The following is a 15,189-nucleotide window of genomic DNA, read 5'->3' on the forward strand; positions in this document are numbered from 1 at the left end:
TATCCTCCTTCAATACAGAATAAACATGTACCAAGGAGGGAGATTGAATGTTTTTACTACTGATCATTGTCAGTCTGATTTCGTTAGCTGGGAGTTTCTATTATTTTGTACTCTCCCTATTAAATATGGCCCCCAAGATTGTTGCGGTTCCTGGTCTGTTTGTCGCCATATTGATAACGATGCTGTGCTACAATTACCGTTCAAAACTTAAAAGAATTTTATAGCATTAGAAAATCCTGTCCGATATATCGGACAGGATTTTATTATCTGTCTAAAAATGTTGTTTCAGGAGAGCCTTCATTTTACTTCTCAAATAACAGCTCTTCCATCTCGTCTAAAATAGATTCAAATACTTTAAGAGCATCCTCGATTGGTTCTGGAGTTGTCATATCAACACCAGCTTTTTTCAATACTTCGATCGGATAATCTGAGCTTCCTGCTTTCAAGAATTCCAGATAACGATCTACTGCAGGTTTTCCTTCATCTAAGATCTGTTTGGATAAAGAAGCAGCTGCAGAGAATCCTGTAGCATATTGATATACATAGAAGTTGTAATAGAAATGAGGAATTCTTGCCCATTCTAATCCAATTTCTTTATCAATCGCAAGATCTTCACCGAAATATTTAACGTTCAGATCATAATAGATCTTTGTTAATAGTTCTGGAGTTAAAGGCTCACCTTTTGCCGCACGAACATGGATTTCCTGTTCGAACTCAGCAAACATCGTCTGACGGAAAACAGTACCTCTAAATCCTTCTAAGTGGTGATTTAGAAGATATAGCTTTTCTTTCTTATCCGTCGTTTTTTGCAGCATGTAATGGTTTAGAAGGGCTTCATTACATGTCGATGCCACTTCTGCAACAAAGATCGAGTAATCAGCATAAGGATATGGCTGATTTTCACGTGTATAGTAGCTATGCACAGAGTGACCGATCTCATGCGTAAGAGTGAACAAGTTATTCACATTGTCTTGCCAGTTCATCAAGATGTACGGCATCGTACCATAAGCACCTGAAGAATATGCTCCACTTCGCTTTCCAGCATTCTCATGAACATCAATCCAGCGCTTTTCATAACCTTCTTTAACGATTGTTTTGTACTCTTCACCCATAGGATCCAAGCTGTCCAATACTAGCTGCTGTGCTTCCTTAAAGCTAACTTCCATCTTTGCATCTTTAACTAGCGGCGTGTACAGATCGTACATATGGAGCTCATCAAGACCTAGAGCTTTCTTACGAAGGCGTACATAACGGTGAAGCAGGTGAAGATTATCATTAACCGTTTTTACTAGGTTATCATATACCGCTTCAGGGATATTATTGTTATTTAGAGCTGCTTGGCGAGCTGACTCAAAATGACGAGTTTTCGCAAAGAAATTATCGCGTTTTACCGTTCCCGCAAGTGTGCTTGCAAATGTGTTCTTGTAGGAATCATACGTTCCGTAAACCGCTTTAAATGCATCTTCTCTTACTCGGCGGTCAGAGCTTTCAAGAAAACGGATGTAGCGGCCATGCGTAACTTCAATCTCTTCCCCATTCTCGTCTTTGATAACAGGAAACTTCAAATCAGCGTTATTCAGCATACCAAAAGTATTGCTTGAAGTATTAGCTACTTCTCTGACATCTGCTAAAAGTGCTTCTTCTTCCTTAGAAAGCACATGAGGACGCTGACGGTTGATCTCGTCTAATGCATGTTTGTAGAGCGCAAGAGGCTCATAACTTTGAAGGAACTGAGTAAGTGCTTCTTCAGATAGAGATAAAATTTCAGGAACTGCAAAAGAAACTGTGCTGCTTACTTGTGTGGCAAGGTTGGAAGCACGATCGTTTAATCCTTGGTAGAAGGAATCAGTAGTGTCCTGGTCATATCTCATATGAGCATATGTATAAAGCTTACCAAGCTTTTTCGTTACTTCATCTTGTTTTTGCAGATAAGTATAAAGTGTTTCGGCTGATTCACCTAATCTTCCTTGAAAGGATTTAAGTTCAGGAAGCATCTGCTTCGTTTCCTCAAATTCTTTTTCCCAAACGTCATTCGAAGCGTAAATTGCTTCTAAATCCCACGTATCTTCAACGGCCACTTCATTACGTTTAGGCAATGATTTCGTTTTTGTTTGAGACATACAAACACCTCCATATGAAATTAAAGAAAATGTAAAACATTCTCCTTATGTATATCTACATATTACCAGAAAATGCTTATACAAAGTCAAAAATTACGGCTTTTTTACTGAAAATTTTGTCTTGTCCAAAAGCCTCATCAAGCGTTCTGGGATAAGGTACAGGTCTTCTCTTTCTATAATGATTGTCATTCATTTGCTCAATAATTTGTTCAGATTCCAGAAAGTTTAAATATCCTTTTATAGCACATTGATAACTCCCGTTTATATAAGGAAGTTTCCTTTCTAGGAAGATCCGTTTTCCCATTAATCTTTTACATTCATTTTCAATCTGATTCAGAGTAAAGGTAGAAGATAATTTTTCAATAAAGAATAATAGATACGATTGCCAAATAAAAGGTGAAGTTTCAAAGAAATAATAATTATAAGAAGGCATTCCTGCTAGGGGCGAAAATAAGGTTATAGACCTGTGATTAAAATACATAACTTTTTTTACATACATAATAGAAGGAGAAACATTTTTATAAGCGGTCATCCTCCATGTCTTTTTTTGATTGTTCCATAATAGGTTTCGATACTCATAATTTTTATTTTCTAATGTACCAAACATCATGTTCAAATCCAGGTTTTTTGCGGAAAACGTATATCCATCAGCTAATACTTTTCTTTGAGAGATCGGAAGAATATTTCTTAGGAGAAGAAACTGCTGCTGTAATGGACAAAAATAATTTAATGAAAGTTTACCTGTTTTGTCTCTTTTGGCAGCAGTAAGGTCCGTCATCTGCAGTGAATATAAATTCTCTCTTTTCTTATTAATTCTTTTCATGCCAAAAATCCAGTCCGATTCAATCCCGATTGATTGATAGCCATTAATCCTGCTAATAAACATATCGACATTCAAAGTGGCACATTGATATTCAATGGCTTGTTCACCCTCACTCAAATAAATATCCGGCCTTTGGGCTATATCGCGAAGATAATGTTCCAAGTACAGGTTTTTCTCTTTTTTCATAAGCCAATGAAAAAGACTCTTTTTTCCGATCAAGTGATAGTTCGTTTCCGCTTCATGTAAACCGGCACAAGTATCTTGCGACTGATGCGCGAAATGCCAAACATTTTTTGAACCGCACTTTGGAATCACTTTCTTCTTACAAACGGGACATATTAGCAATCCTGTTTTCATTTTTGAGTACCACTGTTCTTTTGAAGTGTCTCCAGTCATATCAACAAATTGATTTTCATATAGAGCAACCAGCATTCCTGTCACCACTCCCCTCCATCTACACTAATAATGTGGAAAGAAAGCATTAAAAGCATTTGAAGCTTCTCTTACTATTACTCTTTTTAATAAAGGTAATTGAGAATACGCCTTTAAGCAAAAAAATAAAAACCGATTTCAAATGTTCCTGAAATCGGTTAAATCTTATAATTTAAAATATTTTTGTACATGTTCCAGAGCAGCCTCAGAAACGATGGTTTTGCCATATTCCTGAATACGGTATACTGATAAATCTGAGTCATTACCGTATTCCAGAAGCTGAGCTAGTAGATCGTCCTGTTCTCTGTCAGGTGCATCTGGGTTAAATGTCACAAACAGATAGTACTTGCCTTCAAAGTGAAACAGCGAATTCTCAAATGAGGAAGAATCAATGGTATGACTGAGAAGAATAACATCTTCAAAATCTCCAAAAGAAATTAAGAAAGATAAATAATCATCTTCAGATTCTTCGAGTTCATCGAACTCTTCTTCTTCCGTTTGAAATTGCTGATCCAGCAATTTTTCAATATTTTGATCAACAGGCAAGTCTAACTTATCGTCACCTATTGGAAGTTCAATCTTTTTACCGTCCTTAGACATTTGTGCACGTGTAACAATAATTTCAAGACCTTTATCCAGAGCCTGCACTTGAATCCAAAGAGGACCTTCTAATGGAAACTGTTCTTGCTGGTGTGCTTCGTCCATCATCTCCCAGAATAGTTCTTCTCCTCTTTCACGGTCAGCCCATATTTCTTCACGGTCAAATCCGCGATCTTCAATATCTCTGTAAGTTATGAAAAATTTAATGGTGAACTCATTCACTCTTTCAATTTCCATTTCTGCTTCTCTCCCTTCTCTCCGGTTTGTTCGTGAAGGGATAAATACCCCTAGAAAAAAGCAATCTTATTACCTTTTATTCCCCAACTGAAAATACATCAATCACAATTAAACCTCTTGTACCTTATTCTATGACAAAACAGCTAATCTGGAAATAAAAAAGGCCCGTATTTACTGCCCTTTTTTGCGCCTAGATCTATTATAAAAAAACGGCTGCTGCTTGACGCAGATGGTCAAGCTGGACTATAATTCAATGGTCTTTAAGGTTAACATATTGTACCATAACTCACTTGAAATTTCATTACATACGGGGGTTTTACTTTTGGAAACAGATTTTCTGATATCCCTTTTGCAAATTATCGCGATTGATATCCTGCTCGGCGGTGATAACGCTATTGTTATTGCACTAGCCAGCCGAAATTTACCTGAGAAACAAAGGAATAAAGCCATTTTCTTAGGAACCGGACTAGCTATAGTAGTTCGTGTAGTATTAACCATTGTAGCTGTTTATTTATTAAATATTCCATTCTTATACCTTGCAGGGGGTATTTTGCTTTTAATCATAGCGTACAAGCTTATTCTTGAAGAAGACGAAGAGCTAGATGTAAAAGCAGGGAAAAATTTATCTGATGCGGTTAAAACCATCGTATTCGCAGATATTGCTATGGGTCTTGATAATGTTCTAGCGATAGCAGGGGCTGCTCACGGAAACATTATTCTTGTGGTGATTGGCTTATTAGTATCTGTACCAATCATTATATGGGGAAGTAAAATAATATTGCACTTCATGGAACGATTTCCTGTTTTAATTTATATTGGTTCGGGCGTACTCGCTTTTACTGCAGCAGGTATGATCATCGAAGAAAAAATGCTTCATTCGGTTTTCGCAGATAATACTATGCTTGAATATGGATTATATGTATTCTTGATCATCGGTGTCTTATTTGCAGGAATATTGACGAATTCCATTAAGAGAAAAGCAAAGTAAAGGAAAAGAATCCTGCCGACACATGCTGGCAGGATTCTTTTTATGGATTGGTTGTTTTCGTATACATTGATGCTTTTGATAGTAGTTGATTTCCAATCCAGGTTGTTCGCTTTCCACGGGGAGTGCGGTGAGCCTCCTGCCGCTTTGCGCCATTAGGAGTCTCGATGAAGCACATGTGCTCCTGCGTCTAAAAGCTATTCTCAACGAATTCAGATTCCTCGTCGCATGCCTTGCGAGAAGAATTTTCATGTAGTTGGCACGCTCGTCCCGTAGGACAAGGAAGGCCTCGGTAGCTTTACATCGCACGAAGAAAATGTGATTTTCCATTTTCGAGGAGTCTCACACCTTGCGCTCCAATCAACCTTCCAATGAAGATAAATAAAAAAAACAATAACAACATTCATATAATGATTAGTTAGTAATCAAACATAAAAAACTTCCGCACTTTTGGACGCGGAAGTTTTTCTTTTATTCATTTACAAGACGCTGTGCTTCCATAAGCTGAAAAGTACGAACTCTTCTTGGCAAGAAACGGCGAATTTCGTCTTCGTTATAGCCGACTTGCAGACGCTTTTCATCCAGGATAATGGGTCTTCTCAATAATCCAGGGTGATCTGCAATCAATTGATATAGATCTTGTAAAGGCATGGATTCAAGATTAATGTTAAGTTCCTGGAACGTTTTTGAACGAGTAGAAATAATTTCGTCAGTACCGTCCTCTGTCATTCTCAAGATTTGCTTAACTTCTTCTATTGATAAAGGTTCCGAAAAAATGTTTCTTTCTTGATAAGGAATTTCATTTTCTTTTAACCATGCTTTAGCTTTTCGGCATGATGTACAGCTCGGCGAAGTAAATAGTGTGACCATATTGGAACTCTCCTTCCCCTCTCTCTGATTTAGGTACTTTAAAAAAGTTATTAAATCATCATTCATAGTATACTACACATTTTACATTTTCGGTAGAGGTTATACAGACTTTTGTACATTTTTACGAAATTGTCATACAAATGTAATACATATACAGTTTGTCTTACACAACTTCTCCGATAATTTTTCTACATATATATAGACGTATTACCCGAAGATAAGTTTCACAAAACATGAAAAAATAAAGAGGCTGACTAAAATTATATAAAACCAAGAAGTCTGCCTACTTTTAAAAGATAATATAGTTGTGTTGGACAATTTTTTTATTTTTGTTTTAAAAAAATTTAGGGCTGCCAAAAGTAAGTATAACTTACTTTTGGGACAGCCCTAAGCTATTGTTTTCTTTACTTGTGATGCAGGACCTTTACGCGGAATACTCGGTTTAAGATTCTTTAGGTTTTTCTTAAGCATCTCTTTCCATAATTCGCGCTTTGTTTTTTTCTTCTTATCTTTTTGTTTCATAACGCCTGCTCCTCCTTTAACAAGGAAAATAGTAATCATTATTCGGAAGCGGTTTCCCTTGGCGTATCGGAAGACTCATCTTTTACCATTTCTGGCTTTGGAGTCGCTGGTTCTGTATCCAAGGTGAGCACTTCACTCGCTGGCTGATAAGACTTTCCGTACAATTCATTATCTTTGTACGTGTGTATTTCATTATACGTCTTTTTCATGTTTTCATAAATAGTTTCTTCAGATTCTTCTGTAGGTGACCAGAATAAAATCTCCATTTCATTCACTTCATTCGTTGCTAATGACCGTCTTCTGTACCCGATACTTGAGGCATGTTCAAATCCTTCACGTGTATAAAAGCGCAGTCGTTTCTCAGTGTCTGTATCTTCATAGTCAACCGGCTCTACTTCTAATATGATCGGTTTGCCTTTTGCCTTCAACTTCTCAATAAGCTTATGACCGAGTCCTTGACCTCTAGCATCTTTAGAAACAAATAAGTAATCAATAAAAACAAAGTCTGGAAGTTCAACGTACATTAGTACGTGATGTTTACCTTCATCTTTATGATAGATATCACTCTTCTCATCCAGCAAAAGTTCCATATGTTCTTTTGATTTCATTTCTTCAATCGGAAAATATTGATTTAACTTCTCATACCAATTCATCGTTTCCCCATCAGCTCCTTAAGTTTTATATTATATAGTTTTCCCTCTTTCTTCCTTTGTTATCATGGGATACAATAGAGAAAGAAATACGTGGTGAACGAGTTGTAAAAAAAGGAGGCATCCTCTTTGCTATCATTCTTTACCGATTTAACGTTGTTAGCTTTATGTGTGGTTGGTATTACAGCATTGATGGGAACGATTTCCCAAGTCATCGCGGTAAAATTGTTCGGTGGTAAGAAAGTTTCACATTTTGTGGATAAATCGAAGTCTTTCCAGCAAAACTGGAATCCAGTAAAAAGAAGAAATTAAATGGAAACAACCCAGACTTTCGGGTTGTTTTTTCACATTTTTAACCCGAACTGCTTTATAATACAAGGGTAACATACATAATAGAGGTGTACAAATGCATAGAAACCTTAGAACTTTTATTAGTCAATTAAGAGAAGAAAAAGAAATTATTGAGATACATGCAGAAGTCGATCCCTATTTAGAGATCCCTGAAATTCACAGACGTGTCATTGCAGAAGAAGGTCCAGCTTTGCTTTTTACAAATGTTAAGGGTAAAAACATACCTGTCGTGACAAATTTGTTTGGAACAATCAATCGAGTAGATATGGCTTTTGGACCCAAACCTGAACAATTAGTTAAAGATCTTGTCTCATCTATCGATGAACTCATGCCTCCTTCCCCTTCTGTTCTATGGAAGAAAAAAGGTATGATCAAGGACGTTCTATCTTTAGGAACAAAAAAAGTCGGCAAGAATAAATCACCTATTCTCGAAACGTTTACGACGAATGTCAATATGAAGGAGCTTCCGGCTTTAACTGGTTGGCATCTTGACAGTAACCCTTTTGTTACTTTGCCGCTCGTCTATACTGAACATCCCGATAAACACGAACACAACCTTGGAATGTACCGGATTGAAATCAAAGAAGGAAATAAGACGGGAATTCACTGGCAAATACATAAAGGCGGCGGTTTCCATCATTATGAAGCCGAACAAAAAAATCAAGCATTGCCTGTTACGTTATTCTTAGGAGGCCCACCTTCTTTAATGATCAGTGCGATCGCTCCTCTTCCAGAAGCAGTGCCTGAACTCATGTTTTCATCTATGTTGATGGGAGAAAAACTAAGTCTTGCTCATGTTGATGGTCATCCTCATCCGTTAATCGCTGAAGCAGAATTTGCATTTGGCGGGCTGGTTCCTCCTCATGTTCGTGAACCTGAGGGGCCATTTGGAGACCATTATGGATATTACTCATGGGCGCATGACTTTCCTGTCTTCAACGTAGATAAGATGTGGAAACGAAAAGATGCGATCTATCCTGCTACAGTAGTTGGAAAACCAAAGCAAGAAGACTATTATATCGGAGAATATCTGCAGCGGTTGATGAGTCCCTTATTCCCTGTCGTCATGAATGGCGTCCGTGATTTATGGACGTATGCAGAAACTGGATTCCATGCATTAGCTGGTGCAGTCGTTCGTGAATCTTATTATAAAGAAGGCTTAGCACATGCGTTCCGAATTATGGGAGAGGGCCAGCTTACGTTAACCAAGTTTTTGATGGTAACGAACAAACCTGTTAATCTTCAAAATTTCGCGGAATTAGCTGAAGGGGTTCTGGAAAGATTCCTTCCTGAACGAGATTTGCTAATTATTCATGATACTTCCATGGATACATTGGATTATACAGGACGAAAGTTTAATACAGGCTCAAAAGCCATCATGACTGGTCTTGGAGAACCCGTTCGTGAATTAAAGAGAACGTATGACGGCGGAACGATATCAGGAATCAATGATATTGGTGTTTTCTGCGGCGGCTTGTTAACTGTGAGTGGACCATCTTTTGATGAAGCTCCGGATTTTGCTGAACACCTGCTGTCTAACAGCCAAGACTCCTTTAAGGATTGGCCGCTGGTCTTTTTGGTGGATGATGCTTCAATCGCAGCTACTCAAGCAGAATTTTTATGGACAACCTTTACACGTTTTGATCCGGCATATGATGTCTATGCTAAGAGTAAGATCGACCGAAACCGAATTAAGTATGAAGGAACGATTATCATTGATGCAAGAATGAAGCCCTTCTATCCGGATGTTGTTGAAACTCGTCCTGATATTGATCAAAAAGTTACTGAAAGATGGAATGAATATTTTCCTAAGTAAAAGAAGCGTTTTCACGCTTCTTTTTGCTTTTTAGAAGTTGATATATTGTCCAAAGGGTGGTAAAGTATTTAACAATATACATTTTTGGGGAAAGGAGAATTAGCTTATGAAAAAAATCACTTTAACGGACCTCTATAAACACCCACACGTACAAAAATATGTAAAACGATCAGGTATGGTACATGCCATTTCAACCGCTTATCATGCTTATCGTTTAGCAGTAAAACATGGTGTAGACCCTGATATGGCAACTAAGGCAGCTTTTCTTCATGATATCGGACATTATAAATGGTACAAGAATGGTCACTGGGACTATGACATGTATAAGGAAAATGATATTCATGCCATTAAAGGAGCCGAACGTGCACACCGTATTTTAGTCTCATTGGGAGAAGACCGCAAAAAAGCAAAAGAGATTGCTTTGGCTATTTTACTTCACACAGATTCTTATCTGCCGGCAGGTTCATTAAACTTAAATCCGTTGCAGAAAGTTGTGGCTCTAGCTGATGAAGCAGACGAAGAACCAGGTGGATCACATCATTATCGTACAGTCAGCGACATAAAAGCATTAACCATGATCAAAAAATTAGATGAAATGGTAGATGAGTATAATGAAGAAGAAAAAGTAAAACACTCTGTTTCCTAAGAAGGAAAAGAGTGTTTTTGTCATTTTACTATTAATAAGCTACAAAACCTATAGCTCTTTCACTTGAATACGTTCCAATTGTACTTCCAAACCTAGTATAGATAACTTTTGGGAAGCTATCTAGTGCAAACAGTTCATCGAATTCTTTTTTTACTTCTTCTGTTGAAGAAAAGCTATGGATTAGATAAAGTGTTTTCTCAGGGTTTTCCGATTTCCACTCAAAAATGATCTCTTTCATTTTCGTTAACCCTTTTTTACTGCCTCGGAACTTTCCTATTGTTTCAACGAGCCCATCTATAATAGAGATCATTGGTTTAATGTTCAGCATGCCCGCAATAGCACCTTGAACAGCTGAAATTCTTCCGCCTTTTTTTAGGTTCTCAAGAGTTTCAAGCAATACATAGGCTTTGATTCCCGCTTTGGTTTTTTCAATCTGGCTAACTATTTCATTTAAGGAAGCTTGCTTTTGTGACATTTCAATCGCTTCGTTCAGTAAGATCTGTACACCGCCAGAAGCAATGCCAGAATCGATAATCGTGACTCTTTCCTGTTCCTCTTCCGTAAGCATACTTTTGCCTATAGTTGCGCTTTGAACAGTACCGCTTAAATTAGAGGATATACCAATATATAAGACCGCATTTCCTTTGTTCAATTCTTTTTGAAATGCCTCAAAGAATGATTGGGGTGATGGCTGGCTAGTTTTAGGCAGCTCCGGTTCACTAGACATTCTTTTATAGAACTCATCTTCTGTTATATTGACTCCATCCAAATAGTGATCTTCTCCAAACTGTACATTTAGAGGGACGATCGTTAATGGAATATCCGTTATTTCAGCATCTATTTTTAAATCACTAGCGCTATCAACAATAAAACTTAATTTCATGAATCTACCCCTTTTCTGCTTCTCAATCAATAGTAGGGATGTGTAATGATCATTTTGTATACGCTTTACACACTCAATTTAGTTTAACATAAAAAACGATCTCCTGAAATGACGGAGACCGTTTTAAATGTGTTAATTATTTTGTTTAACAGCTTCTTCATCATATAGATGACAAGCTACCCAGTGTCCTTCTCTTGCTTCCTGCCATTTCGGTTTAACAGCTGCACATACATCCATAGCATGTGGACAGCGTGTACGGAAACGGCATCCGCTTGGAGGATTGATCGGGCTCGGAACATCACCTTCAAGGATGATTCGTTCACGGCTTCTTTCTAATTCAGGGTCCGGAACAGGAATCGCTGATAAAAGAGCTTGTGTATATGGATGAAGAGGTTCTTCATAAAGCTCATCACTTGTTGTAAGTTCTACGATATTACCTAAATACATTACACCTACACGATCAGAAATATGTTTAACCATAGATAGATCATGGGCAATGAATAGATAAGTAAGTCCGCGTTCTTTTTGTAGTTCCATCATTAGATTTACAACCTGTGCCTGAATGGAAACGTCAAGTGCTGAGATAGGCTCATCGGCAATGATGAAGTCTGGATCTACTGCAAGTGCACGAGCGATTCCGATACGCTGACGTTGACCGCCTGAGAATTCATGCGGATAACGGTTAGCGTGTTCTTTGTTCAATCCTACTGTTTCAAGAAGTTCATACACACGATTGTCGCGATCCTTCTTTGTTTTCGCCAACCCGTGGATATCGATACCTTCAGCAATAATATCTTTAACTGTCATTCTAGGATTTAACGATGCGTATGGATCTTGGAAGATCATTTGCATCTTTCTATTGAACTTCTTTAATTCTGAACGGGATTTTCTTCCATGAACGTCTTCGCCTTCATACATTACTTCCCCATCAGTTGCATCATAAAGTCGGATAATAGTACGTCCAGTAGTAGATTTACCACATCCAGACTCTCCTACAAGGCCAAGTGTTTCACCTTTATAAATATCAAAAGATACATCATCTACTGCTTGTAAAACGCCCTTTTTTCCAGCTGGGAAATACTTCTTAAGATTTTTAACTTCAAGTAACTTTTCTCTCTCTACAACTGCCATTATCGAGCACCTCCAACTACTGCCGCTTCAGGCGGTTCAACTTTTGGCGCTCGCTCATCTAACAACCAGCAAGCAGCTTTGTGCGATGAAGAAACGTTAGTCGCTTCAGGCATATGATCTAAACATACTTCCATCGCATATGGACAACGCGCAGCAAACGGACATCCTTTCGGAGGATTCATTAAGTCAGGCGGTGTTCCTGGAATTGCTAATAATTCTTTTGAATCTGCGTTTAATTTTGGCATGGAAGCTAATAGTCCCCATGTGTATGGATGCTTCGGTTTATAGAAGATCTCATCAACCGTACCTGTTTCAACGATCATTCCACCGTACATGACAGCTACACGCTGAGCAAGGTTTGCTACTACTCCTAAATCATGCGTGATAAGGATGATTGCCGTTCCAGTCTTGTCTTGAAGGTCACGCATCAAGTCTAAGATCTGCGCTTGAATTGTTACATCAAGTGCTGTTGTCGGTTCATCTGCGATCAATACTTTTGGATTACATGCAAGTGCAATCGCGATAACTACACGCTGACGCATTCCGCCTGAAAATTGGTGAGGATATTCATCTACACGAAGTTCAGGGTTTGGAATACCTACTAATTTTAGTAGATTGATCGAACGCTCTTTTGCTTCGCTCTTGCTCATGTTCTGGTGCTTACGTAGTCCTTCCATGATCTGCTTCCCGATTGTCATCGTTGGATTTAAAGATGTCATCGGGTCTTGGAAGATCATTGAGATTTCAGCACCGCGAATTTTTTCCATCTCACGCTCAGATGCTTTAGCAAGGTCTTTACCTTGGAAGCGAATAGCACCTTCTTTAATCGAACCAATTTTATTCGGCAATAATCTCATTACTGCCTTTGAAGTAACAGACTTACCAGATCCGGATTCACCAACGATTGCAAGTGATTCCCCTTTATCTAATGAAAGGCTTACACCTCGAACTGCTTTAACTTCTCCCCCATACGTCTGGAAGGAGACATGAAGGTTATCTAATTCTAAAAGTTTTTCCATTTATAAAATCTCCTTCCTGTACTATTTTCTCATTTTCGGATCTAATGCATCTCGCAATCCGTCCCCTAGCAAGTTAAAGCTGATCATCAGGATACACATGATTGATGCAGGATAGATTGCTAAGTGAGGGTAGATACGCAACGATCTAAATCCGTCTGCAATCAAAGCTCCTAGTGAAGCAGTCGGCGGTTGAATACCAAGACCGATAAAACTTAGGAATGCTTCGAAGAAAATAGCTCCTGGAATTGTAAACGTACTTGTAACAATGATTGCGCCAAGTGTGTTTGGCAATAAGTGTTTTGTAATTAAACGGCCGTTTGTTGAGCCAAGTGTTTTCGATGCTAAAACAAATTCACGATTCTTTAATGATAGGATCTGCGCTCGTACGATACGCGACATTCCTATCCAACCGGTTATAACGAGAGCTAGTGTGATTGAAAGTATTCCAGGATCAAGTATGATTATAAACAAGATTATTACAACTAGATTCGGAATACCTACTAATATTTCTACTACACGCTGCATCGCGTCATCTACTCTTCCGCCGTAGAAGGCAGAAACTCCACCGTAAGCAACACCTACGATCAAATCAATGGTTGCTGCTAAAAATGCGATATAAAGAGAAATCTGTGTACCCTTCCAAACACGAACCCATTGGTCACGTCCAAGCGGATCAGTACCAAACCAGAATTTATCTTCTGTTGGCACATTCTTCATTTCATACTGATCTACACCACGAATATCTACTCCATCTACTCCCAAGAAGCCAATCTTCTCTAATCCTGGAATTTTAGGAGGTAAGTTTGCACGCATCAACTCTTGATCGTCCATGCCGTACTTACTTAACGATGGTGCAATTAGTGAAAAGACGATAATGAACACGATTGCAAAAAGTCCAAGCATAGCAGCTCTATTCTTTTTTAATCGTCTAAAAGCATCCTGCCAAAAACTTAAACTTGGTTTTGTAATTTCTTCGCCTTTACCTGTACCTAAATTTGCAGGGCGAAATAAATCAGGTGTTAGTTTTCTTTCTGACATACTCATTATGATTTACCTCCTGCAACACGAATACGAGGATCAATGATTCCATAAAGGATATCGACAACTAAGATAATTACGATAATTAAGAAACTATAGAATAAAGTAGTACCCATGATAACTGGATAGTCATTTAGGTTGATACTCTTTACGAACTGTTCACCAATACCAGGTATTGCGAAAATGTTTTCGATTACAAGTGAACCTGTTATTAGGCCGATAGCCATGGGTCCAAGGATCGTAATAATCGGAATCATACTGTTTCGTACACAGTGTTTAATAATAACTGCTTGTTTACTGATCCCTTTAGATCGAGCCATAAGAATATAATCTGTACCTAAAATCTCAAGCATTTCTGTACGCATAAAACGTGCCACAGTAGCAATTACTCCTACGGATAGAGAGAATGCTGGCATGATGTGATACTCAGGACCATTCCAGAACGCTACTGGCAGCCATCCAAGCTTAACCCCTACGTAGTACTGCAAAAGTCCTGCAAATACGAAGGACGGTATTGCAATTCCAAATACAGCCATGACCATAGCTCCGTAATCAATAAACGAGTTATGCTTTAAAGCTGCTGCGATCCCTAATATCAAGCCAACCAATGTTCCAAACAGCAGTGCTTCAAACCCAACTGTTGCAGATGGGCCCATACCGTTAGCAATCATAGAATTAACGGTACGTCCATCAAACTGGAACGTGTATCCTAAATCACCCTGTGCCAATTTCCCTAGATAATTGATGTATTGAACAGGCACCGGGTCATTTAACCCGTATTTTTCATTAAGTGCATAGCGCTGGGACTCAGTTAACTTCTCTTGGTTGTTAAAAGGAGAACCAGGTAATAATTTCATTAAAAAGAATGTAATCGTTGCAATGATCAGCAGTGTTAAAAACATCGCAAACACTCGCTTCGTTATATAACGCAACATTACAAACACCTCCCCCAAATGTTTCAAACTTAATGTTCTGAAATCTTTCTGTAATATCTATCTTAAGGGACAAAATATTTTATATCAATAGAAAATATTTTTTTTTCGACATTTTCTGATTTCTTTCTTCG

At 38.2% G+C, this 15,189-nt stretch carries 16 protein-coding genes; 5 read left to right on the plus strand and 11 right to left on the minus strand.

The window, feature by feature from the left end:
* Positions 1 to 47: 47 nt before the first annotated feature.
* Positions 48 to 224, plus strand: coding sequence for a hypothetical protein (locus tag EV282_RS20235; RefSeq protein ID WP_165389426.1), 177 nt, complete (start codon positions 48 to 50; stop codon positions 222 to 224).
* A 78-nt stretch (positions 225 to 302) separates the two neighbouring features.
* On the opposite strand, the gene pepF is transcribed toward EV282_RS20235, so the two are convergent.
* The 3 genes from pepF to mecA all read right to left on the minus strand — a co-directional run bounded on the left by pepF (position 303) and on the right by mecA (position 4,212).
* The gene (gene pepF, locus EV282_RS11155) at positions 303 to 2,120 is read right to left on the minus strand and encodes an oligoendopeptidase F (protein WP_130295883.1); all 1,818 of its coding nucleotides are present in this window, start codon (positions 2,118 to 2,120) and stop codon (positions 303 to 305) included.
* 76 nt (positions 2,121 to 2,196) lie between these two features.
* Positions 2,197 to 3,375, minus strand: coding sequence for a competence protein CoiA (locus EV282_RS11160; protein WP_242611917.1), 1,179 nt, complete (start codon positions 3,373 to 3,375; stop codon positions 2,197 to 2,199).
* Between the two features lie 165 nt (positions 3,376 to 3,540).
* Positions 3,541 to 4,212 carry an adaptor protein MecA gene (gene mecA / locus EV282_RS11165; protein ID WP_130295885.1) on the minus strand — a complete coding sequence of 224 codons (672 nt, stop codon included), beginning with the start codon at positions 4,210 to 4,212 and terminating at the stop codon, positions 3,541 to 3,543.
* Positions 4,213 to 4,534: 322 nt separating this feature from the next.
* Between mecA and EV282_RS11170 the strand changes: the two genes are divergently transcribed.
* Positions 4,535 to 5,200 (plus strand): TerC family protein, encoded by a 666-nt coding sequence (locus EV282_RS11170; RefSeq protein WP_130295886.1) that lies wholly within the window; start codon positions 4,535 to 4,537, stop codon positions 5,198 to 5,200.
* 468 nt (positions 5,201 to 5,668) lie between these two features.
* Here EV282_RS11170 and spxA read toward each other — a convergent pair whose 3' ends face one another.
* The 3 genes from spxA to EV282_RS11180 all read right to left on the minus strand — a co-directional run bounded on the left by spxA (position 5,669) and on the right by EV282_RS11180 (position 7,242).
* Positions 5,669 to 6,067: a transcriptional regulator SpxA gene (gene spxA / locus EV282_RS11175; RefSeq protein ID WP_066288819.1), complete on the minus strand. Its 399-nt coding sequence runs from the start codon at positions 6,065 to 6,067 to the stop codon at positions 5,669 to 5,671.
* Between the two features lie 387 nt (positions 6,068 to 6,454).
* Positions 6,455 to 6,589 (minus strand): hypothetical protein, encoded by a 135-nt coding sequence (locus EV282_RS20580; protein ID WP_264191081.1) that lies wholly within the window; start codon positions 6,587 to 6,589, stop codon positions 6,455 to 6,457.
* Between the two features lie 38 nt (positions 6,590 to 6,627).
* Positions 6,628 to 7,242 (minus strand): GNAT family N-acetyltransferase, encoded by a 615-nt coding sequence (locus EV282_RS11180; RefSeq protein WP_130295887.1) that lies wholly within the window; start codon positions 7,240 to 7,242, stop codon positions 6,628 to 6,630.
* A gap of 126 nt (positions 7,243 to 7,368) precedes the next feature.
* Between EV282_RS11180 and EV282_RS11185 the strand changes: the two genes are divergently transcribed.
* The 3 genes from EV282_RS11185 (at position 7,369) to EV282_RS11195 (ending at position 10,052) form a co-directional block, all read left to right on the plus strand.
* Positions 7,369 to 7,551, plus strand: coding sequence for a hypothetical protein (locus EV282_RS11185; RefSeq protein ID WP_130295888.1), 183 nt, complete (start codon positions 7,369 to 7,371; stop codon positions 7,549 to 7,551).
* 94 nt (positions 7,552 to 7,645) lie between these two features.
* Positions 7,646 to 9,406, plus strand: coding sequence for a UbiD family decarboxylase (locus EV282_RS11190; protein ID WP_130295889.1), 1,761 nt, complete (start codon positions 7,646 to 7,648; stop codon positions 9,404 to 9,406).
* A gap of 106 nt (positions 9,407 to 9,512) precedes the next feature.
* Complete coding sequence (locus EV282_RS11195; protein ID WP_130295890.1) at positions 9,513 to 10,052, plus strand: HD domain-containing protein; 540 nt, start codon at positions 9,513 to 9,515, stop codon at positions 10,050 to 10,052.
* Positions 10,053 to 10,083: 31 nt separating this feature from the next.
* Here the strand turns inward: EV282_RS11195 and EV282_RS11200 are convergent, their stop codons facing one another.
* The 5 genes from EV282_RS11200 to opp3b all read right to left on the minus strand — a co-directional run bounded on the left by EV282_RS11200 (position 10,084) and on the right by opp3b (position 15,058).
* Entirely contained in the window at positions 10,084 to 10,935 is an 852-nt protein-coding gene (locus EV282_RS11200; protein WP_130295891.1) for a DegV family protein, read from the minus strand.
* 132 nt (positions 10,936 to 11,067) lie between these two features.
* Positions 11,068 to 12,066, minus strand: a complete 999-nt coding sequence (locus EV282_RS11205; protein WP_130295892.1) for an ABC transporter ATP-binding protein — start codon at positions 12,064 to 12,066, stop codon at positions 11,068 to 11,070.
* Positions 12,066 to 13,085, minus strand: a complete 1,020-nt coding sequence (locus tag EV282_RS11210; RefSeq protein WP_130295893.1) for an ABC transporter ATP-binding protein — start codon at positions 13,083 to 13,085, stop codon at positions 12,066 to 12,068. Before EV282_RS11210 ends, EV282_RS11205 begins: the two co-directional genes overlap by 1 nt.
* A 21-nt stretch (positions 13,086 to 13,106) precedes the next feature.
* Complete coding sequence (gene opp3C / locus EV282_RS11215; protein ID WP_130295894.1) at positions 13,107 to 14,129, minus strand: oligopeptide ABC transporter permease; 1,023 nt, start codon at positions 14,127 to 14,129, stop codon at positions 13,107 to 13,109.
* A complete protein-coding gene (gene opp3b, locus EV282_RS11220) occupies positions 14,129 to 15,058 on the minus strand; it encodes an oligopeptide ABC transporter permease (protein ID WP_130295895.1) in 930 nt (309 codons plus the stop codon). Before opp3b ends, opp3C begins: the two co-directional genes overlap by 1 nt.
* Between the last annotated feature and the right edge of the window lie 131 nt (positions 15,059 to 15,189).

The organism is Fictibacillus sp. BK138 (assembly GCF_004216955.1).
Taxonomy (GTDB): Bacteria; Bacillota; Bacilli; order Bacillales; family Fictibacillaceae; genus Fictibacillus.

Coding starts and splice junctions, on each gene's coding strand:
- EV282_RS20235 (WP_165389426.1), top strand. CDS start 48: ATGTTTTTACTACTGATCATTGTCAGTCTGATTTCGTTAGCTGGGAGT.
- pepF (WP_130295883.1), bottom strand. CDS start 2,120: ATGTCTCAAACAAAAACGAAATCATTGCCTAAACGTAATGAAGTGGCC.
- EV282_RS11160 (WP_242611917.1), bottom strand. CDS start 3,375: ATGCTGGTTGCTCTATATGAAAATCAATTTGTTGATATGACTGGAGAC.
- mecA (WP_130295885.1), bottom strand. CDS start 4,212: ATGGAAATTGAAAGAGTGAATGAGTTCACCATTAAATTTTTCATAACT.
- spxA (WP_066288819.1), bottom strand. CDS start 6,067: ATGGTCACACTATTTACTTCGCCGAGCTGTACATCATGCCGAAAAGCT.
- EV282_RS20580 (WP_264191081.1), bottom strand. CDS start 6,589: ATGAAACAAAAAGATAAGAAGAAAAAAACAAAGCGCGAATTATGGAAA.
- EV282_RS11180 (WP_130295887.1), bottom strand. CDS start 7,242: ATGAATTGGTATGAGAAGTTAAATCAATATTTTCCGATTGAAGAAATG.
- EV282_RS11190 (WP_130295889.1), top strand. CDS start 7,646: ATGCATAGAAACCTTAGAACTTTTATTAGTCAATTAAGAGAAGAAAAA.
- EV282_RS11195 (WP_130295890.1), top strand. CDS start 9,513: ATGAAAAAAATCACTTTAACGGACCTCTATAAACACCCACACGTACAA.
- EV282_RS11200 (WP_130295891.1), bottom strand. CDS start 10,935: ATGAAATTAAGTTTTATTGTTGATAGCGCTAGTGATTTAAAAATAGAT.
- EV282_RS11205 (WP_130295892.1), bottom strand. CDS start 12,066: ATGGCAGTTGTAGAGAGAGAAAAGTTACTTGAAGTTAAAAATCTTAAG.
- EV282_RS11210 (WP_130295893.1), bottom strand. CDS start 13,085: ATGGAAAAACTTTTAGAATTAGATAACCTTCATGTCTCCTTCCAGACG.
- opp3C (WP_130295894.1), bottom strand. CDS start 14,129: ATGAGTATGTCAGAAAGAAAACTAACACCTGATTTATTTCGCCCTGCA.
- opp3b (WP_130295895.1), bottom strand. CDS start 15,058: ATGTTGCGTTATATAACGAAGCGAGTGTTTGCGATGTTTTTAACACTG.